This is a genomic window from Microvirgula curvata (genome assembly GCF_054781615.1).
In genome coordinates this window covers 115,691-141,390 of sequence record NZ_BAAGUB010000004.1, presented here as the reverse complement: position 1 = coordinate 141,390, position 25,700 = coordinate 115,691, and the positions used below count along the sequence as shown (strand labels likewise).

General features: G+C 64.1%; 22 protein-coding genes and 3 tRNA genes. 2 read left to right on the top strand and 23 right to left on the bottom strand.

Annotated elements, in window-relative coordinates; translation table 11 throughout:
- Nucleotides 1-2: 2 nt before the first annotated feature.
- The 13 genes from ACYVG8_RS02790 to ACYVG8_RS02730 all read right to left on the bottom strand — a co-directional run bounded on the left by ACYVG8_RS02790 (nt 3) and on the right by ACYVG8_RS02730 (nt 13,584).
- Nucleotides 3-1,121: a glycosyltransferase gene (locus tag ACYVG8_RS02790; RefSeq protein WP_460744987.1), complete on the bottom strand. Its 1,119-nt coding sequence runs from the start codon at nt 1,119-1,121 to the stop codon at nt 3-5.
- A gap of 4 nt (nt 1,122-1,125) precedes the next feature.
- Nucleotides 1,126-1,968 (bottom strand): polysaccharide deacetylase family protein, encoded by an 843-nt coding sequence (locus tag ACYVG8_RS02785; protein WP_460744986.1) that lies wholly within the window; start codon nt 1,966-1,968, stop codon nt 1,126-1,128.
- Nucleotides 1,961-3,256 carry an O-antigen ligase family protein gene (locus ACYVG8_RS02780; protein ID WP_460744985.1) on the bottom strand — a complete coding sequence of 432 codons (1,296 nt, stop codon included), beginning with the start codon at nt 3,254-3,256 and terminating at the stop codon, nt 1,961-1,963. The genes ACYVG8_RS02785 and ACYVG8_RS02780 overlap by 8 nt, the downstream gene beginning before the upstream one ends.
- Nucleotides 3,253-4,311 carry a glycosyltransferase gene (locus ACYVG8_RS02775; RefSeq protein WP_460744984.1) on the bottom strand — a complete coding sequence of 353 codons (1,059 nt, stop codon included), beginning with the start codon at nt 4,309-4,311 and terminating at the stop codon, nt 3,253-3,255. Before ACYVG8_RS02775 ends, ACYVG8_RS02780 begins: the two co-directional genes overlap by 4 nt.
- The gene (locus ACYVG8_RS02770; protein ID WP_460744983.1) at nt 4,286-5,071 is read right to left on the bottom strand and encodes a glycosyltransferase family 2 protein; all 786 of its coding nucleotides are present in this window, start codon (nt 5,069-5,071) and stop codon (nt 4,286-4,288) included. Before ACYVG8_RS02770 ends, ACYVG8_RS02775 begins: the two co-directional genes overlap by 26 nt.
- A gap of 26 nt (nt 5,072-5,097) precedes the next feature.
- The gene (locus ACYVG8_RS02765; protein ID WP_028500235.1) at nt 5,098-5,853 is read right to left on the bottom strand and encodes a glycosyltransferase family 2 protein; all 756 of its coding nucleotides are present in this window, start codon (nt 5,851-5,853) and stop codon (nt 5,098-5,100) included.
- 35 nt (nt 5,854-5,888) lie between these two features.
- Nucleotides 5,889-6,896 carry an NAD-dependent epimerase gene (locus ACYVG8_RS02760; protein WP_460744982.1) on the bottom strand — a complete coding sequence of 336 codons (1,008 nt, stop codon included), beginning with the start codon at nt 6,894-6,896 and terminating at the stop codon, nt 5,889-5,891.
- Between the two features lie 55 nt (nt 6,897-6,951).
- A complete protein-coding gene (gene msbA / locus ACYVG8_RS02755; protein WP_281661114.1) occupies nt 6,952-8,712 on the bottom strand; it encodes a lipid A export permease/ATP-binding protein MsbA in 1,761 nt (586 codons plus the stop codon).
- Between the two features lie 107 nt (nt 8,713-8,819).
- Nucleotides 8,820-10,556 (bottom strand): phosphoenolpyruvate--protein phosphotransferase, encoded by a 1,737-nt coding sequence (gene ptsP, locus ACYVG8_RS02750; RefSeq protein WP_028500237.1) that lies wholly within the window; start codon nt 10,554-10,556, stop codon nt 8,820-8,822.
- Nucleotides 10,557-10,682: 126 nt separating this feature from the next.
- Nucleotides 10,683-10,952, bottom strand: coding sequence for an HPr family phosphocarrier protein (locus ACYVG8_RS02745; protein WP_028500238.1), 270 nt, complete (start codon nt 10,950-10,952; stop codon nt 10,683-10,685).
- A complete protein-coding gene (locus ACYVG8_RS02740; protein ID WP_028500239.1) occupies nt 10,945-11,346 on the bottom strand; it encodes a PTS sugar transporter subunit IIA in 402 nt (133 codons plus the stop codon). The genes ACYVG8_RS02745 and ACYVG8_RS02740 overlap by 8 nt, the downstream gene beginning before the upstream one ends.
- Nucleotides 11,347-11,423: 77 nt before the next feature.
- Entirely contained in the window at nt 11,424-12,413 is a 990-nt protein-coding gene (locus ACYVG8_RS02735; protein ID WP_460744981.1) for an NAD(P)-dependent oxidoreductase, read from the bottom strand.
- A gap of 124 nt (nt 12,414-12,537) precedes the next feature.
- Entirely contained in the window at nt 12,538-13,584 is a 1,047-nt protein-coding gene (locus ACYVG8_RS02730; RefSeq protein WP_460744980.1) for a YeiH family protein, read from the bottom strand.
- A gap of 240 nt (nt 13,585-13,824) precedes the next feature.
- Between ACYVG8_RS02730 and tyrS the strand changes: the two genes are divergently transcribed.
- Nucleotides 13,825-15,099, top strand: coding sequence for a tyrosine--tRNA ligase (gene tyrS / locus ACYVG8_RS02725; RefSeq protein ID WP_028500241.1), 1,275 nt, complete (start codon nt 13,825-13,827; stop codon nt 15,097-15,099).
- Nucleotides 15,100-15,224: 125 nt separating this feature from the next.
- On the opposite strand, the gene ACYVG8_RS02720 is transcribed toward tyrS, so the two are convergent.
- Entirely contained in the window at nt 15,225-15,968 is a 744-nt protein-coding gene (locus ACYVG8_RS02720; RefSeq protein ID WP_028500242.1) for a c-type cytochrome, read from the bottom strand.
- Between the two features lie 199 nt (nt 15,969-16,167).
- Between ACYVG8_RS02720 and ACYVG8_RS02715 the strand changes: the two genes are divergently transcribed.
- Nucleotides 16,168-16,244 (top strand) — tRNA-Arg (locus ACYVG8_RS02715).
- A 121-nt stretch (nt 16,245-16,365) separates the two neighbouring features.
- Here ACYVG8_RS02715 and ACYVG8_RS02710 read toward each other — a convergent pair.
- The 9 genes from ACYVG8_RS02710 to ACYVG8_RS02670 all read right to left on the bottom strand — a co-directional run bounded on the left by ACYVG8_RS02710 (nt 16,366) and on the right by ACYVG8_RS02670 (nt 25,690).
- The gene (locus ACYVG8_RS02710) at nt 16,366-20,871 is read right to left on the bottom strand and encodes a putative Ig domain-containing protein (RefSeq protein ID WP_460744979.1); all 4,506 of its coding nucleotides are present in this window, start codon (nt 20,869-20,871) and stop codon (nt 16,366-16,368) included.
- Nucleotides 20,872-21,175: 304 nt separating this feature from the next.
- Nucleotides 21,176-21,640 (bottom strand): GNAT family N-acetyltransferase, encoded by a 465-nt coding sequence (locus ACYVG8_RS02705; RefSeq protein WP_460744978.1) that lies wholly within the window; start codon nt 21,638-21,640, stop codon nt 21,176-21,178.
- A 332-nt stretch (nt 21,641-21,972) separates the two neighbouring features.
- Complete coding sequence (locus ACYVG8_RS02700; RefSeq protein ID WP_084300344.1) at nt 21,973-22,554, bottom strand: phage tail protein; 582 nt, start codon at nt 22,552-22,554, stop codon at nt 21,973-21,975.
- A gap of 42 nt (nt 22,555-22,596) precedes the next feature.
- A complete protein-coding gene (locus ACYVG8_RS02695) occupies nt 22,597-23,139 on the bottom strand; it encodes a phage tail protein (RefSeq protein WP_028500443.1) in 543 nt (180 codons plus the stop codon).
- A gap of 42 nt (nt 23,140-23,181) precedes the next feature.
- Nucleotides 23,182-23,703 (bottom strand): phage tail protein, encoded by a 522-nt coding sequence (locus tag ACYVG8_RS02690; protein WP_460744977.1) that lies wholly within the window; start codon nt 23,701-23,703, stop codon nt 23,182-23,184.
- A gap of 221 nt (nt 23,704-23,924) precedes the next feature.
- Nucleotides 23,925-24,001: transfer RNA gene (locus tag ACYVG8_RS02685), tRNA-Met, on the bottom strand.
- A gap of 41 nt (nt 24,002-24,042) precedes the next feature.
- Nucleotides 24,043-24,119: transfer RNA gene (locus ACYVG8_RS02680), tRNA-Met, on the bottom strand.
- 50 nt (nt 24,120-24,169) lie between these two features.
- Nucleotides 24,170-24,991, bottom strand: coding sequence for an undecaprenyl-diphosphate phosphatase (locus tag ACYVG8_RS02675; protein WP_028500444.1), 822 nt, complete (start codon nt 24,989-24,991; stop codon nt 24,170-24,172).
- Nucleotides 24,992-25,069: 78 nt separating this feature from the next.
- Entirely contained in the window at nt 25,070-25,690 is a 621-nt protein-coding gene (locus ACYVG8_RS02670; protein ID WP_028500445.1) for a thiol:disulfide interchange protein DsbA/DsbL, read from the bottom strand.
- Nucleotides 25,691-25,700 lie beyond the last annotated feature (10 nt).

The following is a 25,700-nucleotide window of genomic DNA, read 5'->3' as shown; positions in this document are numbered from 1 at the left end:
AATTAGCGTTCTTCAAGCAGCGCCGCATAGACGCTTTCCATGCGGGCCACCACGGTCTCCATCGAATAGTTCGTGACGCAGCGTTCACGTGCTGCCGCCCCGCGCACGGCGATCGATGCCGGATCGGCCAGGATCTCCTTCAGCACGGCAGCAATCCGCTCAGGTGCATGCGCCGGCACCCGCCAGCCCTGCACACCCGGTTCGAGCAACTCGGGCAGGCCGCCGACGTCGGACACGATGACCGGTTTGCCCATGGCCATCATTTCACGGCCGGCGTACGAGGCCATTTCCTTGTGCGACAGCACAAAACCGACATCCATGGCGCGCAGCACCGGCCGGACATCGGCCAGCAGGCCGGTCAGCGTCAGCTGTGGGCGCAGTCCGAGCGCATCGACGCGTTGCAGCAGATCATCACGCGGCGGGCGGCCGGCAAGGACCACATGCAGGCGGTTGCGCTGTTCGAACGGCAACAGCGATATCGCCTGCAGCAGGTCCAGCCAGCCCTTGTATTCCGAGGTACCGGCATTGCTGCCGAGCACCAGCGTGTCCGGTGCCAGCCCGGGCAGCAGTGCGGTACGTGCCTCCGCCGCCTGGCGGGCATCCGCCGGTGTAAAAAAGCCGGTATCGACACCAAGCAGCACGTCAACCAGCCCGGTCCTGGCATAGGGTGATGCTTCCAGAATGCGCCGTGCTTCCAGGCAGGTGCAAATGGTCCGGTCCGTGGCAAAGTGTGCGCGGATCGATGCGCCGAGACCGGAAATCGGCAGATTGTTGTGCTTGGTATAGACAACGCGCGGCCGCTGGCGGCCCATGCCGGCCATGGCCAGCATCACCAGCCGGTGGTCGGGCGAGCCGTTGACATGGACGATATCGAACCGCTCGTCACGCAGGATCTTTGCCAGCGCACGGCGTGCCGGCCACAGCCGTTTGAAATTGTTGCTGAAGTCGATGGCGAAGGCGTGCAGCGCCGGATCGGCCTCGGCCATGGCATGAAGCTGGCTGCCTGCCGGCGAGGCGATGCTGACCTCGTGCCGGGCTGTCATGGCTTTGGCCAGCCCGTTGATATAGGTGAAATGGCCGCCGCCGGAACCGTGGTGGAAATTGGTATAGAGGATTTTCATCAGGTCAGTGCTTGCGCTGTTTGAGCCAGTAATGGGCGGCGCCGAAAAGCGGATGGCGCACCAGCCACAGCTTTCTTGCGATCCAGTTTGCGGCCTTGCCCTTGTCGCCGATGCGGTACAGATGGCCCGGGTCCGATCCCGGGCGGTTCCGGTCGGTATCCCGGGTGGTGTACAGGTAGCGGAAGCCGGCCTGGCGGGCCACCTGCAGGTAGTCGTCATCGAAATAACCCTGCGGCCAGCACAGATGCCGGGACGCTTCGCCAAGTCGTGCATGCAGTGTGGCCTGTGACAGGGCCAGATCCTCTTGCAACCGCGCGGTTTTCTCTTCCCTGCTGGCGCAGACGCGGTCCCAGCGGGTGTGGGAGTGAGTATGGCTGTGGAACTCGAACGTGCCGGCGGCACGCATGCGTTCGATCTCGCTCCAGCGTACGGCGATATCGTCGGTGCTGCCAGCCTCGATCAGTGCCTTGCTGTCCTCGCGGCTGGGGACGACGGCCGGGCTGGGCTCCCCTGCATGCAGCCGTGCCGGACCATCGTGATTCCAGCCGGTAACCAGGAACATGACGGCATGCAGGCCGTAGCGCTGCAGGACCGGATGGGCATGGACATAGTTGTCCAGCAGGCCATCGTCGAAAGTCAGCACCACCGACTTCTTCGGTACCGGTTTGCCGGCCAGAAAAGCCTCGACACCGGCACTGCCGAGTGTGCTGTAGCCGTGTTCGGCCAGCCAGTGCATCTGCGCCGCGAAGTGCGCCGGGGTGATGGTCAGGGCACCCGGCACCGGGTTTACGTGGTGGTACATCAGCACCGGGAGCGTGCCGTTGCTGGCAAGGGACGAATCAGGCATGGGCAGAGGGCTTTACCGTTTCGGTGGCAGCGGTGGCAGGCGCCGGCTTCGACAGGGCGAGGAAGGCGACGACCATGACGCTGTATAGCGGAAAGATACGCGTATCGCGGAACATGTGCTCCGGCAGGCTGAATACCATGTAGCTCAGGCACCACAGCAGGCCCAGACAGGCAGGCACCCGGATGGCCGCCGGTGGATGCTGGCGCAGGCGCCGGACGAAGTAGGCCGCCGGTACGGTATAGGCCAGCAGTAGTGCCAGCAGGCCGGGCAGACCGTACATCGACAGGGCGGCCAGGTAGTCATTATGCGGTTCGCCAAAGTTGTCGGCGACGAAGGGGGTCACCTGCCCGCTGAGCGCATAGGCATCCAGGAAACGGTGGAAGGCAACCGGATTGCCGATGCCGAGCCATGGCTCCTGCAGGAACATGTGCCAGGCGGCATTCCATAACTGCAGACGGATGCCGAGGGATGTGTCAGGCTGTTGCTTGAACGTGGCCAGGTCGTGCACGCCTTCCATAAGGCGAGCGTTCAGTGTGGGTTCAGTCCAGACAAACAGTCCTAGCAGCAGAGTAGCCAGCAGCAGGCCGGGCACCAGCCAGCGCAGGAGCAGGCGCTTGCCCATGCTGACGGGCAGCAGGATGGCAAAGGCCGGAACCGCCAGCCAGCTGCTGCGGGTCTCGGTGACCAGGGTGGCATACAGTGCCAGCGTACCGACGGCGAGCTTGGCTGCCATTTCCAGCTTTTCATGGCGGCTCAGCGTCCAGCCCAGTGAAACCAGCGACGCGAGGCCCAGCAGCATCAGCAGGTTTGCATAGCTGACAGCATTGACCTGGATGCCGGTGTGACTGAAGACGTTGCGGCCGAGGCCGAGAATGGGCACCAGAGTGATGGCCATCCCTGCACCAATGCCGGCGCCAGCCAGATAACCCCACTGCAGGTGACGCAACCGCTCCGGCGCCAGTTGCAGCAGCAGCCAGAATATGGGCAGTGCCAGGGCAAGGCCGAGCTTCTTTTCCAGTTCCCGGCCATCGAAAATGCCGTGATAGGTAAAGGTTGCTGCCAATGACGCCACGGGCAGCAACAGGGCGACGCACAGGGGCCAGTATTCCCGCGCAAAGGCGGCAGGCGACGACAGGCCCAGACGCCTGTGGCAGGCCAGGGCGGCCAGCGCAAGCAGAACCAGCAGGTAGAAGCAGATCTGGCTGACTGGCTTGAATGCCAGCGACAGTGCCGGCAAGGCCAGGAGTGGGACAAGTACCGGCAGGCTCAGGTTGACAGGGCGTTTCATGAATGCGGGGAAGTGGCCAGTGTCTGGAACAGGGTGAGGTAGCGCCCGGCCATGATGCCGACCTCATGGTTGGCGCGTACATAACGGCAGGCGGCATCGACCATGGCTGCCGTGGCCGGACCGGCGGCCAGCAGCGTATCGATATGGGTCGCCAGTGCATGGCTGTCGCCAACCGGACTCAGCAGTCCCCGGCCTTCGGCGAGCAGTTCTTTCAGGCCGCCGGCGTCGGTCGAAGCGACCGGCACCCGCGCCTGGAAGGCATCGAGCACGCTGCTGCCAAGGCCTTCTTCACGCGAGCTCATGACAAAGACGTCGAACAGCGGGAACAGTGCTTCAACTTGCGGCTGGTGACCGGGCAGCAGATAGCGATCCTGCAACCCGAGCCCGGCAACGCGTGCCCGCGCCGCGTCCAGCAGCGCACCGTGACCGAGATGCAGGAACACGACATCGTCGCGCCGGCCCAGCAGTTCGGCGGCGGCGTCGATCAGGGTGAACGGATCCTTGTCCTCGGCCAGGGCGGCGGTGGTCGCCACCACTTTCCGGCCATCGAGCCGCCAGGCTGCCGCGCAGTCGCGCACCCGTTCCGGGTCCGGCACGATCGGCAGCACGGCCGACGGAATGATGTGGACATCGTCAATGCCAAGACGGCGCACGCTGTCGGCGCAGGCCTGGCTGATGGCGACGACGGCATCCGCCTGGCGGTATTTCCAGGCGGTGAACGTGCCATGCAGCGCAAAGGCGACCCGGCGTGACATGACGATCGGGCGGCGGTGCGCCCAGCGTGTCGCGGCCAGCCAGGTCAGTGCGTGGCCGGTCTGCGCGTGCAGGATGTCGTAGTTGTGGCCATGCCGGATCAGGAAACGCACGATATCGAGCGGACGCCGGCAGCCATGCACGGTCAGGCCTTCGCTGCCGGCGCGGGAGGCAAGGGTTTCGCCGTCGCGGCACAGCAGGTCGACCTCGTGGCCGGCATCGCGAAACGCCAGGCTGCTGAGCAGGGTCTGCCGTTCGCCACCGCGCCAGCCGCGCTCAAAGTCGAGTTCGAGAATTTTCATCGGGAAGCTGTCTCGGGCGGGTGAGCAGGGAAAGTTTGGCGTAGCGGTAGAAGCTGCCGATGCCGGCGCCGATCGCCAGCAGCAGCCCTTCGCGGCCATCGAGGAAGCCGCGCCGGAGCAGGTAGATGCGGATAAAGGTCCACAGGCCGTGACCGAAGGCGCCGGGCAGGCTGGCGCGCTTGCCGCGTGCGAACATCGCGGCGGCGGCATCGGACGAGTAGCGGTTCATCTTGGTGATGGCGCTGTCCAGATCCGGGTAGGTGTAGTGCAGCAACGGCTGGCTCAGCATGCCGGGGCTGCCATCAAACTGCACACTCTCGTGGAGCGGCACATCACTGAAGCGGGCCCGGCCGTTGCGGAACAGGCGCAGCACCGGGTCCGGCCACCAGCCGGAATGGCGGATAAAGCGGCCGCAATAGCTGGACAGGCGCGGAATCCGGTAGGCGTCGTGGGCCGGGGCGGCGAGGAGGGCGCGGATTTCCGCTGCCAGTGCCGGGGTGACCCGCTCATCGGCATCGATGCTGAGCACCCACTGACCACGGGCCAGGTCGAGCGCACGGTTTTTCTGCGGGCCGAAGCCCGGCCAGTCGCCGGTCACGGTCACCGTGGCGCCGTGTGCCTCGGCCCGGGCCACGGTATCGTCGCTGCTGCCGGCGTCGACGACGATGATTTCGTCGGCGAACGCCACCGCGTCAAGGCAGGCATCGATGTGCGCAGCCTCGTTTTTGGTGATCAGGATGACGGAAAGAAAGGGCGTCATGGGAGCGGGGGTCCTTGCCGGTCCGGTCACGGCTTGTGCCTGGCCTGGAACCAGGCCTTCATGTACTTCAGGTAGGCATACCACGATGCATAAGTGGCGGTGACCAGCCCGACCCGACCGTCCTTCCAGGCCTGCTTGACCACGTACCACTTCCAGAACGACGCAATGCTGCTGGCGAATGCCCGGGCCAGACTCGGCGAGACCTTCTTGAATTTCACCAGCCGCGTGGTGTAGTCGTTCAGCTTCTTGAAGATTTCATGAATGGTATAGAAGGTGTCGTGGCGGACAAAACCGGCAATGATGCGGGTGTCGGCGAAGCCGGCCGGCCGGTCATCGACCGGTGCATCATTGAAACGGGCGATGCTGCGGTTGAACAGGCGGACCGGATAGTCCGGCGACGACACCGGGTAGATCGCATGCACTTCCTGCCCGAGCACGAACCAGTGCCGGGTGATCCGGTAGGCCAGGGTCGGGTCGTCGAGTTCCTGCTTCAGCTTCAGGATGGCGTTGACGGTGGCCTCGTCGATGACTTCATCGCTGTCCATGCACAGCACCCAGTCATGGCTGGCATGGTCGATGGCAAAGTTCATCTGCGAGCCATGGGTCGAATACGGGCGGTACAGCGGGGTCAGGCCGAATTTTTCCAGAATGGCCAGCGTACCGTCGCTGCTGCCGGAGTCGACGACGATCAGTTCGTCGGCAATCCGGGTCAGCGGCTCGATACAGGCCTCCAGCAGCCGTTCCGAGTTGAACGTCAGTACGCAAACACTCAGTTTTTTCATGGTGGTCAATCGGTATTGTCTTGCGTCAGTGGGGCTCAGCGGTGGCCGTAGAAGGTACGGAACCAGTCGACGAAACGTGCCAGCCCGGTTTCCAGCGGCGTGACCGGCCATTCGCCGATCGCCTGACGCAGCTTGCTGTTGTCGGCGCAGGTGGCGACCACGTCACCGTCCTGCATCGGCAGCAGGTTCTTGTCGGCGACCAGACCCAGTTGTGCTTCCAGGGTTTCGATAAAGGTCAGCAGTGCGACCGGGTGGCTGCCGCCGATATTGAATAGCTGGTATGGCGCCCAGCTTGCACCGGCGAGCGGGTGGTCGCGGTCATAGGCCGGGTTGGCCGCCGGTGCCTGTGGCAGCAGGCGGGCGATGGCCTCGACGATATCGTCGATATAGGTAAAGTCGCGCTGCATCCGGCCGTGGTTGTAGACGTCGATCGGCGTGCCGTTGACCATCTTTTCCGCAAACTTGAAATAGGCCATGTCCGGTCGTCCCCACGGTCCGTAGACGGTGAAGAAGCGCAGGCCGGTGACCGGCAGGCCGTACAGATGGGCGTAGCTGTGCGCCATCAGTTCGTTGGCGCGCTTGGTCGCCGCGTAGAAGCTGACCGGCAGGTCGACCGGGTCGGTTTCGGAGAACGGCAGGCGGGTATTGCCGCCATAGACGCTGGAGCTGCTGGCGAACAGCAAGTGCTTGACCTTGCCGTGGCGACAGCCTTCCAGGATATGGGTGAAGCCGGCCAGATTCGCATCGGCGTAGGCGAGCGGCGCGGCGATCGAATAACGGACGCCGGCCTGGGCAGCCAGATGGACGACGACGTCGAATTCGCCCTGGGCGATATATTCGATCAGGCCCGGGTTGACCAGGTCCTGATAGATGAACTGGAAGCGCTCGAACTGGCTGAGCTGATCGAGCCGGGCCTGCTTCAGGCCGGGATCGTAGTAGTCGTTCAGATTGTCCATCCCGGTGACGGCATGGCCTTCGCCAAGCAGGCGCTTGCAGACAAACATGCCGATAAAACCGGCGGCTCCGGTGACCAGGATTTTCATTTATTCGTCCTATGGGGTCGGGGCGCCCTGTGTGGCGCCGGATGGCGGGCGAGCTTCAATTCGGATTGGCGGCGGCGCTGAACTGCATCCGGTACAGGCCGGCGTACACGCCGTCATGCGCCAGCAGTTCGGCGTGGGTGCCGGTTTCCACGATCAGGCCGTCGCGCATGACGATGATGCGGTCGGCTTTCTCGATCGTCGACAGCCGGTGGGCGATGACCAGCGTGGTGCGGTTCAGCATCAACTGCTCCAGCGCGCCCTGCACCAGTCGCTCGGACTGGGTGTCGAGTGCGCTGGTGGCTTCGTCCAGAATCAGGATCGGCGCGTCCTTGAGGATGGCGCGGGCGATCGCCAGCCGCTGGCGCTGGCCGCCGGACAGCTTCAGTCCGTTTTCTCCGATCCGGGTGTCGTAGCCGTCGGGCATTGCTTCGATGAATTCATGCGCATTGGCGGCGTGGGCGGCGGCGATGATCCGTTCACGGCTGGCCTGGCTGTCGCCATAGGCGATATTGGCGGCAACGGTATCGTTGAACAGCACCACGTCCTGGTTGACCATGGCGATCTGGCTGCGCAGGCTGTGCAGCGTCAGCGCATCGAGCGGAATGCCGTCGAGGCGGATCTCGCCGCTGGTCGGCGAATAGAAGCGGGGCACCAGGTTGGCGATGGTGGTCTTGCCGCTGCCGGAGCTGCCGACCAGTGCGATGGTTTCGCCGGGGCTGACGTCGAGCGAGAAGCCGTTGACCGCATCGCGTTCCCCTTCCGGGTAGCGGAAGGTGACGCGGTCGAATTCCAGCTTGCCGTGCGCGCGCTCCAGCGTGCGCGTGCCGCTGTCGCGCTCGCCGGGCACGTCGAGCAGCGTGAATACGCTCTCGGCCGCTGCCAGACCGCGCTGCAGCGTCTGGCTGACGCCGGTAATCCGCTTCAGCGGCGTGAACAGCATGATCATCGCGGTCAGGAACGACATGAAGTCGCCGGCGCTGAACCCGCCGTGGCTGGCGCGCACGCCGGCAAAGTAGATGATGATGGCCAGCGCCACCGACACGATCAGCTGGGTGGCGGCGGTATTCATCGAGCTGGCGGCGATCTGCTTGACCGAGTTCTGGCGAATGCCGTTGGCCGAAACCATGAAGCGCCGGGTTTCATGCTCATGGCCGCCATAGACCTTGATCACGCGTTGCCCGTCGACGGTCTCGCCGAGCACCTGGGTCATTTCCCCCATGTGCTGCTGGTTCTTGCGTGACAGCTTGCGCAGCCGCTTGCCGACCACGCGAATGCCGACGCCGACCACCGGGACCATGATCAGGCAGATCAGCGTCAGTTGCCAGTCAGTCCACAGCAGCAGGGCGAGCAGGCCGATCAGGGTGATGCCGTCGCGGACCACCACGGTAATGACGCTGAAGCCGGCGTCGGTCACCATGGTCACGTCATTGGTCACGCGCGAGATGACCCGGCCCGAGCTGTTGCCGTCGAAATAGCTGACCGGCAGTTGCATGAGTTTGACGAACATCAGCTCGCGCAGCCGCATGACCAGGCGGCCGGACAGCCAGGTCGAGGTGTAATCGTTGGTGAAGGACGCCAGCCCGCGCAGGGCAAACAGGCCGACAATGGCCAGCGGCGTCCAGATCAGTGTCTGCGGATCGCGCTCGACGAAGCCGCCGTCGATCAGCGGCTTCATCAGGCTGGCAAACAGCGGCTCGGTTGCCGACGCGATGATCATGGCCACGATGGTGACGATGAACACCCGCCAGTCTTGCCTCAGGTATCCGAGCAGGCGCTTGTACAGCGCCCACGAACCGTCGGTGGAGGGGTCGGTCATGGCGATCGGCTTCCGGGTAAAACCGGGTATTCTACTGCATCACGCGCTGGCCGCCGAGGGCCGGCGTGGCGAACGGGACGCTTCCCGTCGCCACGCCACGCTGCCGTTCATGCCGGCAGCGTGTTCAGCTGGGTCAGCAGATCGTGCACGCGGTCGGGGTCGTTGGTGCGCAGGATCTTGCTGACCACCGGCGAGATATGGTCGAGATGGGTATCCAGCACCACGCGCTTGACGCTGAGCAGATTGGCCGGCGGCATCGAGAACTTGCGCAGGCCCATGCCGAGCAGCAGGCGGGTCAGACGGGCATCGCCGGCCATCTCGCCACAGATCGATACCGGCACGCCGGCCTTGTTTGCGGTCTTGATCGTATGCCAGATCAGGTACAGCACCGCCGGATGGGTCGGATCGTACAGATGGCTGACCGCATCGTCGTTGCGGTCGATGGCCAGCGTGTACTGGATCAGGTCGTTGGTGCCGATCGAGAAGAAGTTCACGTACTTGGCCAGCATGTTGACCGTCAGTGCCGCGGACGGCACCTCGATCATCGCGCCGACCTGCATGTCCGGATCGTAGGCCTGGCCGGTCGCGTCGAGTTCCTCGCGCGCCAGCGCCAGCTGGGTCACGGCCTGGCGCAGTTCGGCGACCGAATTGACCATCGGGAACAGGATGCGTACCCGGCCATGCACCGATGCGCGCAGGATCGCACGCAGCTGGGTGCGGAACAGCGCCGGTTCGGCCAGGCACAGGCGGATGCCGCACAGGCCCAGCGCCGGGTTGTCGGCGGTAGTGTACTGCGACCATTTCGGGTTCTTGTCGGCGCCGAGATCGAGTGTGCGGATGGTCAGCGGCTGGCCGTTCAGGCGGGTGGCGACTTCGCGATAGGCATCGAACTGTTCGTCCTCGGTCGGCAGGTTGTCGCGGCCGAGGAACAGGAATTCGCTGCGGAACAGGCCGACGCCGACCGCGCCGGAGTTCAGTACGTCATCGACGTCCTGCGGCAATTCGATATTGGCGACCAGTTCGATCGGCGTGCCGTCCTGCGTCTGCGCATTGGACTTCTTGATGCTGGCCAGCTTGCTCTTCGCCACCCGCCACGAGCGCAGGCGACGGCGGTATTCGGTCAGCACCATGTCGTCCGGCGACACGATGATCACGCCCTGGATGCCGTCGACAATGACCAGCTCATCCTCGTTGATCAACTGGCGGGCAGTATGGGTGGCGATGATCGACGGCAGATCCAGGCTGCGGGCGAGAATGGCGGTATGGCTGGTGGCGCCGCCGACTTCGGTCACGAAGGCGGCGTAGTTGGAATCCTTGAAATAGACCATGTCGGCCGGCGACAGATCGTGTGCGATCAGGATCGCATCGTCGATCAGGTCATCGGCCTCCGGCAGTTCGCCATTGGCGCCGGCCAGGTTCTTGTAGATGCGTTCGACGACCTGCATCACATCCTGCTTGCGCTCGCGCAGGTAGGATTCCTCGATCTCGTTGAACTGCTCGATCAGCGCGTCGGCCTGCTGTTTCAGTGCCCATTCGGCATTGCACTGCTCGCGTTCGATGACAACGCGCGGCTCGCGTGACAGGGCCGCATCATTCAGCAGCATGATGTGCAGGCTCAGGAAAGCGCCGAGTTCTGCCGGCGCGTTTTCCGGGATGCTGCCCCACAGCATCTCCAGTTCCTTGCGGGTGGTGCGGATTGCCTCGTCGAAGCGAGCCAGCTCGCCGGGCACCTCGCCCGGCTCGAGCTGGTAATGGACGACGTCGATGCTGCTGTGCGAGATCAGGTGGGCGCGGCCGATGGCGATGCCGCCGCCAATGCCGATGCCGTGCAGGACGATGCTCATTCCCGAAGTCTTCCTAGAGCCAGTCAGGCTCTCCCTAGTGGTCCGGATGGAGAATTCCGCCCGGGAGGGTGACAAATCACGCTACACAGCCGCGTCGCACAGGATTTGTCAGCCGCCCGGCTCGGATCATTCCGATTCGTCGAAACGGTTGTTGATCAGTACTTCCAGCGCGGAAAGCGCATCGCTCTCGTCCGGACCGCTGGCCTCGACGTGAACGGTGCTGCCTTTGGCCGCCGCCAGCATCATGACGCCCATGATGCTTTTGGCGTTGACGCGCCTGTTGCTCCGGGATATCCAGATTTCGCTTTTGAACTTCCCCGCCAGCTGGGTGAATTTGCTCGATGCCCGCGCATGCAGGCCGAGTTTGTTAATGATCTGGATGTCTTTTTCAACCACGCCCGTCCCCCGCAACGATATACATGACGCCTTCCAGCCCGCCGGTCACCGCCTTGCTGATGACGGTCTCGAGCGACTGGCTGCTGTAGCACAGGGCCCGGACCAGCATCGGCAGATTGATGCCGGCAATGGCCTCCACTTGTTCTGCGACGATCAGCCGGCTGGCAATATTCGACGGCGTACCGCCGAATATGTCCGTCAGCACCAGCACGCCTTCACCCCGATCGAGGCGCTCGATCATGCAGCGTGCCGTTGCGAGCATCTGCTCGGGATCGTCATTCTTGTCTACCTGCATGTACTCGAGGTTGTCGATGTCGCGCTGCAGGACATGCCTGGCACAGTCGGCGAGACTGCGGCCGAGATCGCCATGAGTAATGATCAGGATGCCTACCATAGAGTGCCCTCGATAACACCGGCTCCGGCCGGCCTGGCACAGGATGCGTGCCGGTCAAACAGGATGTGAGCGTGTCATCATAATCCGGCTCGCGCGTGTCCCGCCACGCCCGCAGCACGCAGGGTGCGCAAGCCTTCACGGGCCAGCCGGTCCGCCATGTCGTCGTGACGCGTGCCGTCGCCGGCGCGCAGCCATGCCACGCGCCGTCCGGCGCGCACGGCGGCCAGGACCTGCGCGCCCTCGTCGGCCGCCGCCAGCGCGACCCGGTCGGCGTCGCGCCGGGCCAGATCGACGATGGCGGCCGGGACATCGGCATCGTGAAAAACCAGTTCCGCGCGCTGCAGCAGGCGCAGCGCCCTGAAAGTCATGTCGTCGGGGTCACCGCTGCCGGCGGCGATCAGCAGCGCTTCTCCCTTTTCCGGGGTGCCGGGGGCGGCCAGCCGGGCAAGGAAAGCCTGCCGGGCCTGGTCGATATCGCCCTGCAGGGCCAGTTCGGCGTCAGCACTTTCCAGCGTGCTCTCCCAGAAATGCCGGCGTGAGTCGACATCCGGCAAGGCGGCCTTGACCTGCGGGCGCAGGGTTTCCGCCAGTTCGGCCAGCTGGCCGAAGGCGGCCGGCACGGCGGCTTCGATGCGGCTGCGGACCAGCCGTGCCAGTACCGGCGCGGCGCCACCGGACGACACCGCCATCACCAGCGGCGAGCGGTCGATGATGGCGGGAAAAATGAAATCGCACAGGCTCGGGGAGTCGACGACATTGATCGGCAGCCGGCGCGCGCGGCAGGCGGCGGCCACGGCGGCGTTCACGTCCTCGTCGTCGGTGGCGGCGATGACCAGTGCCGGCGTGTCGCCGTCATCGAGCAGGGCCGGGGAGAACTCACCGGGCCGGAAGTCGATGAGGCCATCGTGATGCCGTTGTGCCAGATCGGCGCAGAGCCGGGGTGCCAGCACACGGATGCGGGCCTGGCAGGCGAGCAGCAGACGGATCTTTCGCATGGCGACGGCGCCGCCACCGATGACGGTGACAGGACGGTCGCGCAAGTCGAAAAAGACCGGGAGGTATTGCATCGGGTGCATCCGGTTCGCAGAGTCCCGGAATCATAGCATCCCGGCCCGCAGCGATCCGGGGCCGTACCGGCAAACATAAACTGTCTTGTCATATATCAGAAAATCCGGCGATGACGGATGCGCGTCAGGCCAGCAGCGCCTGCCAGCCCCAGCTAATGGCGCCGCCGCCGGCAACCAGCCAGACAAACAGCACGGCAGCCAGTGCCAGCGGTCTGCTGCCGGCCTGGCGGACGGCGCTGGCGTGGGTGGTCAGGCCGAGTGCGGCCATGGCGCAGGCCAGCATCACGTCGTCGATGCGGATCAGGGCGGCAACCACGGATGGCGGCAGCAGATCCAGCGAGTTCAGCAGCACGCAGCCGACGAAGACGAAAGCGAAGACCGGCACGGTGATGCGGCGTGGCGTGTCCGGCGTGGCGCTGCGCGGGGCCAGCCACAGCGACAGGCCGAGCAGGAACGGCGCCAGCATCATCACCCGGATCATCTTGCTGACCATGGCACTGTCGGCCGCCTGCTCGCCGACGGCGCGGGCGGCGGCCACGACCTGGGCCACCTCGTGCACGGTGGCGCCGATATAGATGCCGAACTGGTTCTGGGTCAGCCCCGGCAGCGCCAGCTGGGCCATGGCACGCCACAGCAGCGGGTAGACGACCATGCCCAGCGTGCCGAACACCACCACGGTGGCGACGGCCACGGCGACATCGCGCTCGCGCGGCTGCAGGACCGGTGCCGTGGCCAGCACGGCAGCGGCGCCGCAGATCGAACTGCCGGCGCCGATCAGCAGCGCCGTGTCCCGCTCCAGCCCGAGAAAGCGCCGGCCGAACCAGCAGGCGAGCAGAAAGGTGCTGAGCAGCATGCTCAGGTCGGTCATCACGCCGGCCATGCCGACCGCGGCGACCTGCTGGAAAGTCAGCTTGAAACCGTACAGTGCGACCCCTGCGCGCAGCAGCTCGCCCTTGGCGAACAGCACCCCGGGACCGGCCGGGCCGCCGAGACGCGGATAGAAGGTATTGCCGGCCAGCAGACCGATCAGGATGGCGAAGGTCAGCGCGGACAGGCCGTTGTCGGCAAAGACGGGGACGCCGGCCAGGCGGATCGCCAGAGCGGCGATGACGGCGGTCAGCAGCAGGCCGGGGAAGCGGCGGCGCAGGGAAGACAGCAGGGCAGACAGCATGGGAACGGCACGATTCGGGTATCAGCACAGCCTGCAGGGTACGGAAACGTGCTGCATCAGAGAAACGCGTAATACCAATCGAGTCTATTCAAATTCCCGATAATGCTTTGGGGCCGCCGGGTCTGCGTCATGCCGGCCGCCCGCGCTGCCTGCTGTGGCGGAAATCAGCGTAAAATCACCGGTTTTGTTGCCGCTGGCCGCCCATGGCCGGCAGCGGTGTGCCCACTAAGGACTTTCCCAATGCAGACACGCGGACTTATTCAGGAACTCGCAGCGCGCGGTTTGATCGCGCAGACCACTGACGCCGAAGCACTCGAGGCGCGGCTGGCTGAAGGTCCGGTCACGCTGTATTGCGGCTTCGACCCGACGGCGGACAGCCTGCACCTTGGCCATCTGGTGCCGGTGCTGATGCTGAAGCGCTTCCAGCTTGCCGGGCACCAGCCGATCGCGCTGGTCGGCGGCGCCACCGGCATGATCGGCGACCCGAGCTTCAAGGCGGCGGAACGCAAGCTGAACACGCCGGACGTGGTGGCCAGCTGGGTGGAAAAGATTCGTGGCCAGCTGACCCCGTTCCTGGCTTTCGATGGCGATAACGCCGCCATCATGGCCAACAACTACGACTGGTTCGGGTCGATGAATGTGCTGGAATTCCTGCGCGACATCGGCAAGCATTTCTCGGTCAACGCCATGATCCGCAAGGAATCGGTACAGCAGCGGCTGAACCGTGACGATGTCGGCATCTCGTTCACCGAATTCAGCTACAGCCTGCTGCAGGGCTATGACTTCTCCGAACTGAACCGCCTGCACGGCTGCCAGTTGCAGATCGGCGGCTCCGACCAGTGGGGCAATATCACCGCCGGCATCGACCTGACCCGGCGTCTGAACCAGCAGACGGTCTGGGGCCTGACCGTGCCGCTGATCACCAAATCCGACGGCACCAAGTTCGGCAAGACCGAGGGCGGCGCGGTCTGGCTCGATCCGTCCAAGACTTCGTCGTACCAGTTCTACCAGTTCTGGCTGGGCGTGGCCGATGCCGACGTCTACCGTTTCCTGCGCTTCTTCACCTTCATGTCGCTGGAAGACATCGCGGCACTGGAAGCGTTCGATCAGCAGAGCGGCAAGGCGCCGACCGCGCAGCGGGTGCTGGCCGAGCAGGTGACCGCGCTGGTGCACGGCGAAGCGGCGGTGGTCGCGGCGCAGCGGATCTCGCGCAGCCTGTTCAGCGAAGACATCGCCGGGCTGACCGAGGACGACCTGGGCCAGCTGGCGCAGGACGGCATGCCGCGGATCGATATGGCGCGCGGCACGTCGCTGATCGATGTGCTGGTGTCGGCGGGCCTGGCCAAGTCGAAGAGCGAGGCGCGTACCTTTATTGAAAGCCAGGCGGTGGCGATCAATGGCGTGAAGGCGACGTCGATCGACCGCCACTTCGAGGATGCCGACCGGCTGTTCGGTCGCTACACGCTGATCCGGCGCGGCAAGAAGCTGTACAGCCTGGTGGTGTGGCAGGACTGAGTACCCGCGGGGCGTCAGTCTTCGCACGCACCCGCAGCCCCCGGCATGTCCGGGGGTTTTTGCTGCCCGGCAGGCGAGAAAAAACCCCCGAATCCGTTCGGGGGTTTTCTGTCATGCCTCGCCGCTTATTTTGCGGCGTCGGCCATGTACTGGACGGCGGCGCGGAACTCGTCGTCGCTGCCGGTGAAGCCACCCTTCGGCGGCATCGCGTTCAGGCCCTTGGTGGCGATCTGCACCACTTCGTCCATGCCGGCCTTCAGACGCGGTGCCCAGGCTGCCTTGTCACCGAACTTCGGTGCGCCGGCGGCGCCGGAAGCATGGCAGGCCACGCAGACGCTGTCGTAGACCTTCTTGCCGGCCACTTGCGGATCCAGTGCGGCGCCGGCTTCCCCCCCGCCAACCGGCGGTTCGGTGAACTTGCCACCCGCGGCATTGCCCATGAAGGCCACGGCGCGCTTGATCTCGTCATCGCTGAGGTCGGTGGCGCCACCCTTGGCCGGCATGGCGTTCAGGCCATTGAGGGCGTGGGTCACCAGGGTGTCGTAACCCTGGGCGATACGTGCCGCCCAGGCGCCCGCATCGCCAAACTTCGGCGAGCCGGCCAGGCCGGTGCCGTGACAGGAGATACAGACGGCCTTGTAGACCTGTTCGCCGGTCCGCATACCCGGTGCTGCGTCGCTGGCGACCGATTCGCCAACCGGCTTCAATCGGGCGGCAACGGCCTCGTTGGACATGACTTCGGCATTGACGATCTGGCCGCTGGTTGCCAGCTTGGCGAGCAGCCAGATGGCCACCACGACAAGGGCAACGACGGCGACCAGAACGCGGATAACCGAGCCGGGGGCCATAGTGCTGTTCTCACTGCTCATTTTGTTCCGCCTCTGCAAACGAAAAATGACATAAAAATCTTTGGCGATTATACGAGAAGGGCAAGGCTACGCAAAGCTGCAACTGGACGGCCCGGTCAGGATTGTCTATCATGCGCCCTCTGACACAACGTCAGCCGCGTTACGGATGTCGCATCCGGGGCCGGCAGATTTTACCCATAACGGGTTGTGTCGACGACCTGCATCCGTAGCTCAGTTGGATAGAGTACTGCCCTCCGAAGGCAGGGGTCGCCCGTTCGAGCCGGGCCGGATGCGCCAGATACAGAAAAGCCGACATCGTCAGATGTCGGCTTTTTGCATTCCGGTCCGGTCAGGGCCGCCCGGAGAGAAACGGGCACCAGGGCCATGCCGGCCATTGGTGCCCGTTCCTGTTTCCGGATCAGAACCGGCTGGTCAGACCGATGCGGAACAACTGGTTCTGCTCACCGGAAGCCCCGAGCGAGGTCTTGTAGCCGATGCCCAGCAGCCACAGCTTGCTCAGACTGATGTCGGCACCCAGATCGACATTGACGAAGTTGCTCGACAGCGGATCGGTATTCAGGCGGTAGACCGGCCCGCCGACCAGGTCGGCATAGCTGAGGTCGACGCCACCGCTGTTGCTGAAGTTGTGTCCCCATTCAATGCGCAGAGTCGGCGTGACCATGCCCCAGCTGGTCGGCAGGTCGTAGCTCGAACGCAGGCCAAGGAACGAAGTGACATAACGCTGGGTCTGGTCGCCGTAGTGCAGTGCATACATGCCGCCACCGCTTTCGCTGAACGCATCGAAGCGGGTGATGGCGGCATTCAGCCGGCCGTACGGTGCCAGCAGCAGATTGCCCTGGCGATGCTCGTAGCTGCCGGTCAGCGAACCGAACACCTGGCTGGCATCGCGCGATCCGCGTGCATAACCGCTGGACGGATCGGCGGTGACATAGCGGCGCGAATCGAAGCTGATCCAGCTGTAGCCGAGCACCCCGTCGATAAACACCTGCGGCATCGGGTGGAAGCTGGCGTAGACGGCGGCGCTGATGGCATCGGCATCGCTGCGGGTATCGTCACTGCCGATCAGGCTGCGGTCGTTGCCGTAGCCCAGACCGACCCCGAGGGTGAGTGCGGACGACACCCGGTAGTCGAGACCGCCGCTGAGGCCGACAGTGGTGAAGTCGGTACCCCGGCCATGGCGGGTGTCGTTCGAGCCGAAGTTGACGAAGCCATCGGTCCAGAATGCCAGCGGTTCGCTGCTGCAGTCACCTGCCGCCGCGGACGGGGCGGCAGGCGCGGCGACGGCCGGGCGGCTGTCTCCGGCCGGGGCCGTGGTTGTGGCCACCTTGGTGGGGCGCTTGCTGCCGTTTGCGACGTCGCCGTTCGGTGTCTTGCCCGACAGGGCGTTGGCCGCCGCCGTGGCCAGATCGGCGACCGGAATGGTCGCGCCGCCGGCGCCTAGCTTGATGCCGAAGGCGTTGCCGTGGCAGGTGTTCTGGTGCAGTTGCTCGAGGCGACGGTTGAAGTTCGCCATCTGGGTGCTGGCAAAACGCTCGGCGGAGCGGTTCTGTGCATTGACCAGGCCGATCACTTCTGCATTCTTTGATGGGTCTGGACGAGCCTGAACGGTGAAAGTGACTGTTCCGCTGGCCGTGCTTGTCCCATTGCTGAGAGCAAATGTGGCGATGGCACTGCCCGAAAACGCGGCTGCCGGGATGAAGCGCAGCGTGTAGCGTGGCGCGGGTGCGGCGGCGCTCAGCATCATGCGCTGCACCGGGGCGCTGGCTGGCTGCTCCGTGACAATGATCGCCTGGCCGGCGGATGCCGGGGTCAGTGAAATCACCCGGGCGCTGGTGAATGGGCCACCAGTCGCGCCGTCAGTCAGGTCGACAGTCACGGCCTCTCCGACGCGCAGAGTACGGGCCGACGACACCACCGATGCCGGTTGTGCCGTCACGGTAATGCTGACAGTGGCCGGGCTGGAGGTACCGCTGGCATTGGTTGCGGTGTAGGTGAAGCTGTCCGCCCCGGAATAACCGGCGGTCGGGGTGTAGGTGATGCTGGTGCCGCTGGCCGTGGCGGTGCCATGGCTGGCGGCGGAGGCAACGGCGACACTGGTGGCAGCCCCGCCGCCGAGGCTCAGCGTGATCGGATTGGCGCTGCTGTTGGCGGCGACGGTGGCGCTGACGGCACTTGCAATCGGGATCTGGGCACCAATGACCAGCGTGTATGCCCGGGAGCCGGTTGCACTGACGCTGTCAGTGGCGGTGATGGTCAGAGTGGACGTGCCGCCGGTGCTCGGCGTGCCGCTGATGACGCCGGTCGAGGTGTTCAGGCTCAGACCCGCCGGCAGAGTGCCGGCCGTGATGGCGTAACTGTACGGCGCGGTGCCGCCGGTGGTGCTGACCGTGACGCTGTAGGCGACGCCGACCGTGCCGTTGCCCAGCGAGGCCGGGGTCAGGTTCAGCGTCGGTGCACTGACGGTAATGCTGACAGTGGCCGGGCTGGAGGTACCGCTGGCATTGGTTGCGGTGTAGGTGAAACTGTCCGCCCCGGAATAACCGGCGGTCGGGGTGTAGGTGATGCTGGTGCCGCTGGCCGTGGCGGTGCCATGGCTGGCGGCGGAGGCAACGGCGACACTGGTGGCAGCCCCGCCGCCGAGGCTCAGCGTGATCGGATTGGCGCTGCTGTTGGCGGCGACGGTGGCGCTGACGGCGCTGGCGGTCGGAGCCTGGGCGCCAATGGTCAATGTGTATGCCCGTGATCCGGTTGCACTGTGGCTGTCGGTGACGGTGATGGTCAGGTTGGACGTGCCGTTGGTGCTCGGCGTGCCGCTGATGACGCCGGTCGAGGTGTTCAGGCTCAGACCCACCGGCAGAGTGCCGGCCGTGATGGCGTAACTGTACGGCGCGGTGCCGCCGGTGGTGCTGACCGTGACGCTGTAGGCGACGCCGACCGTGCCGTTGCCCAGCGAGGCCGGGGTCAGGTTCAGCGTCGGTGCACTGACGGTGATGCTGACGGTGGCCGGGGTGGAAGTGCCGCTGGCATTGGTTGCGGTGTAGGTGAAGCTGTCCGGTCCGGAATAACCGGCGGTCGGGGTGTAGGTGATGCTGGTGCCGCTGGCCGTGGCGGTGCCATGGCTGGCGGCGGAGGCAACGGCGACACTGGTGGCAGCCCCGCCGCCAAGGCTCAGCGTGATCGGGTTGGCGCTGCTGTTGGCGGCGACGGTGGCGCTGACGGCACTGGCGGTCGGGACCTGGGCGCCAATGGTCAATGTGTATGCCCGAGATCCGGTTGCACTGTGGCTGTCGGTGGCGGTGATGGTCAGGTTGGACGTGCCGTTGGTGCTCGGTGTGCCGCTGAGGGCACCGGTCGAGGTATTCAGGCTCAGACCCACCGGCAGGCTGCCTGCCGTGATCGTGTAGCTGTACGGCGCGGTGCCGCCGGAGGCGCTGACCGCAGCGCTGTAGGCGACGCCAACCGTGCCGTTGCCCAGCGAGGCCGGGGTCAGGTTCAGCGTCGGTGCACTGACGGTGATGCTGACGGTGGCCGGGGTGGAGGTGCCGCTGGCATTGGTCGCGGTGTAGGTGAAGCTGTCCGTCCCGGAGTAACCGGGGGTCGGGGTGTAGGTGATGCTGGTGCCGCTGGCCGTGGCGGTGCCATTGCTGGCGGCGGAGGCAATGGCGACGCTGGTGGCAGCCCCGCCGCCGAGGCTCAGCGTGATCGGATTGGCGCTGCTGTTGGCAGCGACGGTGGCGCTGACGGCACTGGCGGTTGGCGGCAGACCGGAAACGGTGATCGAGTAGGCGTTGCTGCCGGTGGCGCTGTTGGCGTCCGTAGCGGTCACAGTGAAGTTGCTGGTGCCACTGCTGCCCGGGGTGCCGCTGAGGGCGCCGGTCGAGGTGTTCAGGCTCAGTCCGATCGGCAGGCTGCCGGCCGTGATGGCGTAGCTGTATGGCGCAGTGCCGCCACTGGTACTGATGGTGGCGTTGTAGGCGCTGCCGGTGCTGCCGCCGGCCAGCGCGCCGCTTGCCGGCGACAGGACCAGGGTCGGTGCACTGACGGTGATGCTGACGGTGGCCGGGCTGGAAGTGCCGCTGGCATTGGTCGCGGTGTAGGTGAAGCTGTCGGGGCCGGAATAACCGGCGGTCGGGGTGTAGGTGATGCTGGTGCCGCTGGCCGTGGCGGTGCCATGGCCAGCGGCGGAGGCCACGGCGACGCTGGTGGCGGCGCCGCCGCCGAGGCTCAGCGTGATCGGGTTGGCGCTGCTGTTGGCGGCGACGGTGGTGCTGACCGCGCCGGCAGTCGGGGCCGGCAAGGCATAGGTATAGCCATTGGTCAGCGTGGCCATGCCGTTCGACGTCGTGGCGACAACGTTGACCGCACCTGCCGCATGGGCCGGCGTGGTGGCGGTGATCGTGGTGGCATTGTTGACGGTAAACGAACTGGCTGCGGTGCCGCCGAAGCTGACGGCCGTGGTGCCGGTCAGGTTGGTGCCGGTCAGGGTGACCGTGGTGCCGCCTGCGGTACTGCCGGTGGGCGGGGTGACCTGGGTCAGGGTCGGCGTGGCGCCGCCGTTGACCACCACTGTGTACGTCGCCACACCGCTGTCACCAAAGTTTTCCACTACCGATATCTGGAATGGGTAGGTGCCGGGTGTGGTCGGTGTACCGCTGAGCACACCAGTATTGTTATCCAGGCTCAAACCGGCCGGGATGTAGGTGGCGTTGCCATCGTAGTTCGGATCATTCACGTCGCCTTGCCAGTATGCGTACGGTGCGGCGCCGCCAATTGCCGTCAGCGTAACCGACATCGACTGACCGAGAGTCAGGGTGGCAAGGGTCGTGCCACTGGGAGGGGAGAGGGAAACGCCGGCGCCGACAGCCATGGCGGGGAAGACAAGCGCAAGCGTGAACAGCAGCATGCAAAATGCCTGCTGTGTTGCGGTTCTGAATCCAGAAACCAGTGTGGCCAACTGTCTGTGCATTTGCAGTCTCGTGAGGGAAGTCGTCCGGGCGGGGCCCCCTGTGGCGTCAAACGGGTGTGCTGCTGGATGACCGCCACGGTTTAGCGGACGGGAGGCTGCCCCCCCGTCCGCTTGAAGTGTCCCGGTATCGGAAATGAATATTCAGTTAGCAGTATAGATCCCGGATAATGCGAAATAAATATTTTATTCGTTTGATGTAGCTGCTATTTACTTTGGATGGGCGTCACGACACGGCCGGGCATCAGGCGCGGCTGGAAACCGGTCTGCACAGATGGAGGTCGGGGCCTGCAGTCCCGGTCACCTGGAACCCCAGTCGCTGGTACAGGCGTTGCGCCGGATTGCCGGGGCTGACATGGAGGCTGCACGGGCGCCCGGCGTGGTCGGCCAGGTCGAGGACTGCGCGCAGCAAGGCAGAACCAATACCTTGTCCGCACCAGGCGGGCAGCAGGGCGATATCGACGATGTGCCAGCCGCCCGGGGCGTGGCGATGCAGATACAGGCGGCCAATTGAATGGTTGGATTGCTCGACAACAAGAATATCGCTGTCCGGATAGCACTTCTCGTAGTGCAGGCGCTGCAGGCGTGCCTGGTCGAGCAGGAACTGTCGGCGCTGTTCGTCGGTCCAGCCCGGTATCAGCGCCGTTTCCGCCCAGCGACGCGCCAGGTACAGGTCGCGGACGAATGCCGCATCGGCATCCGTTTGCACGTGCCAGCGCAAGCCTGGTTTTGTCTCTGGAGAAGGAAGGGAATCAGGATCGGGGTGGGGCTGAGAGTGTGTGGACACGTTGCGGTTCTCGTCCGGAAACGGTTCCGCCGGCGCCGCCCTCGTGATGCTGATGGGGGCGGCGCCGGGGAAGGATAAGGCGCCGTCGTCAGACTGCTGACGACGAACGGCGCCACTAGTCGTTAGTGGCTTTGGTACCTGCCCGGCTGACGGTGCAGATGGTGGGCACGGCGGCCTGCCAGATCGAATCCGGCCCGGCCTGTTCTTGCCGCCATGTGCTATGGCCTGTTATTGCCCCGCTTGGTGGAACGCCATTACGGCCTGATCGGGTAAGTGCCACCGCTGTCGAGACAGATGTAATAGCTGCTGATTTGCAGGCAAGGCTGCATATTGGCCACCTTGATTGGTGCTGTATAGGCCGTGCCAGCATCGCCGATTGTGGTCGGGGCCAGGGTAGCGGGTATCGCCCCGCTGTTGTACGCTGCGTAAACCTTGATATTGAACGGGGCCGAGGGCACGGTCGTAGCATCCGGCGTATCAATATTGTTGGCATTGGTATATGCCGCACCAGTGATCTGATGGGAATGAGACGGGATATTGATAGGCTCTATGCTGCTGGTACGCTCACCGGCCACGTCTCCGACCTTTCTGGTCGTCAGGGTCGGGTCGCTGGGAGTTGGCCCAATGCCTCTCCCGCTGCCCATGACTGCCCGCCCTGTCAGATTGGGGAGATTGAAATAGGTTTTCAGATCCCCGCCATAGAGGTTGCTGATAATTGAATACAGTGCCGGATACTGCGAAATGGGCATCTGTCTTCCGTCACACAAGCACCAGCCGCTGACGCTTCTTCCACTGGAGTAGGGGAAAAGTCTGATCTCACCAACAAATGCATCCATGATGTCATAGCCTGTCAGGTTTGAAGTTGCAGTGGGGAGGGCTCAGTTAGGCCGGTCCGGGTAAAGGCCATTCAAGGCAATGATGTAGCTTACGGTCAGTGTGGCCATCATGTTGTTTATGGGGGCCTGGTTTGGATTTGTAACGGGGCTCAGAAAATCCGCACTCAGTACGGCCGTGGCGGGGGATTCTTTGCTGTAAAACCCTTTGTTGGCCCCGGCTGCCGCAAGCTTCCCCAGCATGATATTGCTGGGCGCTTCGTTGTCGCCTATGTCTGCCACCACGTTGAATGTATGCTTGTGCGGTGGCATATTTGCGTTTGTTATCATGGATGTTTCGGCACCGAAATGCTGCCCCAGCGTAATCGTGGGCATCCCGTTTGTCGAGCACGTGCCTACCGGAATACGACCGCGAAAATCGGGCAGGTTAAAGATTCTGATCCCATCGCCGCCATACGTAGTGCTGATCAGCGAAAACAATGCGGGATAGTCATTGACGGACAGGGAGGCGCCATTGCAAATGGCCCAGCCTTCTGGCGCATAATTACCGGCGAACATGCGGATTTCGCCAACGAAACAGTCTGCCATGCTTGTTGCCTCACGAAAAATAAACGATGGCCCGGCGCAATGCTAATCCTGTGGCGGGTAGTTGCCAGTAGTGGCAATGAAAAAGGCCGATCCGATAGAAGGCTGGGTATTGTCCATGGGCTGGCCAGAACCGGCGAAGCCAACCGTATCCGATCGCAGTGCGACAGGTTGGGCCGGTGCAACGGGGGCAGCGTGATAAACCTTCTTGGGGCTGATGGCGGGGATGCCGCCGGCCGGGGCCGTAGCTGTCGCTGCCTCGGTTGAGGCTCTTGCCAGGTGGTTGTGGGCCGGAATAACGGCAGCGGGAAGCGTTTTGGTCGCACTGCCGTCTTGTCGCTTGCTGGTCGGGACAGGAGGATGGGCGGGATCAAAACCTATCGGTGTCCGGACACGCAGGTCCGGCAGACAGAACGTGGTCGCGCCGTTGCCGCCATAGGTTGTCGACAGCAAGGAGTACAGCGCGACGTTTTGCTGGATACTCAGCTCCCTGCCATCACATGGCAGCCAGCCCCTTGGCGCCCAGTTCCAGGAGAACAGGCGGATTTCGCCTACAAACGGATCCATGAAGCACCTCACTCTTGTCATTGTTGAAAAACGGACCGGTGTTCACTGCGGCAAGCCATCATGCCATTTGGATGGCGGCATGACGCGAAATCACGTTAGCATTTCCGTTTTTTCATGACAAGACGAATGCGTGAAAATTTGTTCCAGAGCATGCAAACGTCAATTCTGGCGGCTGAAACGAAAACAGGCTGTCAGCGTGAGCTGACAGCCTGAATCGATACTGGTTGCGGGGGCAGGATTCGAACCTACGACCTTCGGGTTATGAGCCCGACGAGCTACCGGACTGCTCCACCCCGCGTCAGGGTGTTGATGTCGATGGAGCGATCGACACCGGTAAACTGGTTGCGGGGGCAGGATTTGAACCTACGACCTTCGGGTTATGAGCCCGACGAGCTACCGGACTGCTCCACCCCGCGACAGAGGAAGCAGATAATATCCCGCGTCAGCCATCGCGTCAAGCAAATGCTCAACTATTCCACGATACCCAGCCGAAATACCACGTGGCAATGATGATCAGCCCGAACACGATGCGATACCAGGCGAACACGGTGAACGTGTGGTGGGCGACAAAGCGGATCAGGCCGCGCACGGCGACGAAGGCGGACAGGAAAGCGAACACGAAACCAACGCCGAACACCGGAATGTCGCCGCTGGTGAACAGCTCGCGGTGTTTCCACACATCGTAGAAGGTCGCGGCGAACATGACCGGGATGGCGAGGAAGAACGAGAACTCGGTCGCCACCTTGCGGTCCAGGCCGAACAGCATGCCGCCGATAATGGTCGAACCGGAGCGGCTGGTGCCGGGAATCAGCGAGGCGACCTGGGCGACGCCGACCTTGAACGCATCCAGCGGCGTCATGTCGTCGATGCTGTGAATGCGGACCGGACGCTGGCGACGTTCGGCCCACAGGATGATCAGGCCGCCGACCACCAGCGCGCAGGCGACTGCGACCGGATTGAACAGGTGCGCCTTGATCGCCTTGATGAAGGTGATGCCGACCAGGGCGGCGGGCAGGAAGGCGATGAACAGGTTCAGCACGAAACGCTGTGCGGTCCGGCTGCCCGGCAGATCGCGAACCACACCGAGCAGGCGTTCGCGGTATTCCCAGCACACGGCAAGGATGGCACCGAGCTGAATGACGATCTCGAACACGTCGCCGATGCGTGGATTGAAATTGATCAGGTCGCCGGCGACGATCAGGTGGCCGGTGGACGACACCGGCAGAAATTCGGTCAAACCTTCGACAATGCCCATCAGGACTGCCTTGGCAAGCAGGAGCCAATCCACTTTAAGTGCTTCCTTTTTGATGAATAAACAGGAACGGGGTGATTGCTCACCCCGTGGTTTCTGCCGCTGATGCCAGCCTTACTTCTTTTGTTCTGCGCGGACCCTGGCGATCAGCGCATTGATGATTTCGATGCGGCGCTCCGGCGTGGCGGCCAGGGTTGCGTACTTGCCGCCGACCACCAGCGTCGGTGTGCCTTCGATCTGGTAGGTGCGGGTCAGCTGGGCGGCGCGGGCCGGCGCGCTGGAAATGCCGAACGATCCGTAGGTCTGCATGAACGAGGCGGCATTCACGCCCGGTTGCCTGGCGATCCAGCCCTTCAGCACGTCAGGCTGACCGAGATTGATCTTGTCGCGCATCACGGCATCGAACACCGGCATCTGCAGGCGTTCCAGGTTGGTGGCCTTCAGCGTGGCGGCCAGCTTGACGAAGCCGTCCGTGCTCTTGTCCCAGCTGATGTGCTCGCGGCGGAAGTCGACATCGGCCGGCCTGGTTTTGGCCCAGGTCTCGATCAGCGGTTCAAGGTGGTAGCAGTGAATGCAGGTGTAGGAATAGAACTCCAGCACCTCGATCTTGCCTTTGCTGGCGACCGGCTGGGCCGGGGACATGACCGTATAGTCGACGCCTTCCTTGATCGGAGCAGCGGCATTGGCGGTGGCGGCGACAAGCCAGACCAGACTGGCGAACAGCCATTTTTTCATTTTTGAAATC

Excerpts from the sequence above, each read along its gene's own strand:
- ACYVG8_RS02770 (WP_460744983.1), bottom strand. The coding sequence starts at position 5,071 with ATGACGCCCTTTCTTTCCGTCATCCTGATCACCAAAAACGAGGCTGCG.
- ACYVG8_RS02775 (WP_460744984.1), bottom strand. The coding sequence starts at position 4,311 with ATGAAAATTCTCGAACTCGACTTTGAGCGCGGCTGGCGCGGTGGCGAA.
- ACYVG8_RS02700 (WP_084300344.1), bottom strand. The coding sequence starts at position 22,554 with ATGGATGCATTTGTTGGTGAGATCAGACTTTTCCCCTACTCCAGTGGA.
- ACYVG8_RS02735 (WP_460744981.1), bottom strand. The coding sequence starts at position 12,413 with ATGCAATACCTCCCGGTCTTTTTCGACTTGCGCGACCGTCCTGTCACC.
- msbA (WP_281661114.1), bottom strand. The coding sequence starts at position 8,712 with ATGACCGACCCCTCCACCGACGGTTCGTGGGCGCTGTACAAGCGCCTG.
- ACYVG8_RS02760 (WP_460744982.1), bottom strand. The coding sequence starts at position 6,896 with ATGAAAATCCTGGTCACCGGAGCCGCCGGTTTTATCGGCATGTTTGTC.
- ACYVG8_RS02790 (WP_460744987.1), bottom strand. The coding sequence starts at position 1,121 with ATGAAAATCCTCTATACCAATTTCCACCACGGTTCCGGCGGCGGCCAT.
- ACYVG8_RS02695 (WP_028500443.1), bottom strand. The coding sequence starts at position 23,139 with ATGGCAGACTGTTTCGTTGGCGAAATCCGCATGTTCGCCGGTAATTAT.
- ACYVG8_RS02710 (WP_460744979.1), bottom strand. The coding sequence starts at position 20,871 with ATGCTGCTGTTCACGCTTGCGCTTGTCTTCCCCGCCATGGCTGTCGGC.
- tyrS (WP_028500241.1), top strand. The coding sequence starts at position 13,825 with ATGCAGACACGCGGACTTATTCAGGAACTCGCAGCGCGCGGTTTGATC.
- ACYVG8_RS02730 (WP_460744980.1), bottom strand. The coding sequence starts at position 13,584 with ATGCTGTCTGCCCTGCTGTCTTCCCTGCGCCGCCGCTTCCCCGGCCTG.
- ptsP (WP_028500237.1), bottom strand. The coding sequence starts at position 10,556 with ATGAGCATCGTCCTGCACGGCATCGGCATTGGCGGCGGCATCGCCATC.
- ACYVG8_RS02670 (WP_028500445.1), bottom strand. The coding sequence starts at position 25,690 with ATGAAAAAATGGCTGTTCGCCAGTCTGGTCTGGCTTGTCGCCGCCACC.
- ACYVG8_RS02740 (WP_028500239.1), bottom strand. The coding sequence starts at position 11,346 with ATGGTAGGCATCCTGATCATTACTCATGGCGATCTCGGCCGCAGTCTC.
- ACYVG8_RS02785 (WP_460744986.1), bottom strand. The coding sequence starts at position 1,968 with ATGCCTGATTCGTCCCTTGCCAGCAACGGCACGCTCCCGGTGCTGATG.
- ACYVG8_RS02780 (WP_460744985.1), bottom strand. The coding sequence starts at position 3,256 with ATGAAACGCCCTGTCAACCTGAGCCTGCCGGTACTTGTCCCACTCCTG.
- ACYVG8_RS02720 (WP_028500242.1), bottom strand. The coding sequence starts at position 15,968 with ATGAGCAGTGAGAACAGCACTATGGCCCCCGGCTCGGTTATCCGCGTT.
- ACYVG8_RS02690 (WP_460744977.1), bottom strand. The coding sequence starts at position 23,703 with ATGGATCCGTTTGTAGGCGAAATCCGCCTGTTCTCCTGGAACTGGGCG.
- ACYVG8_RS02765 (WP_028500235.1), bottom strand. The coding sequence starts at position 5,853 with ATGAAAAAACTGAGTGTTTGCGTACTGACGTTCAACTCGGAACGGCTG.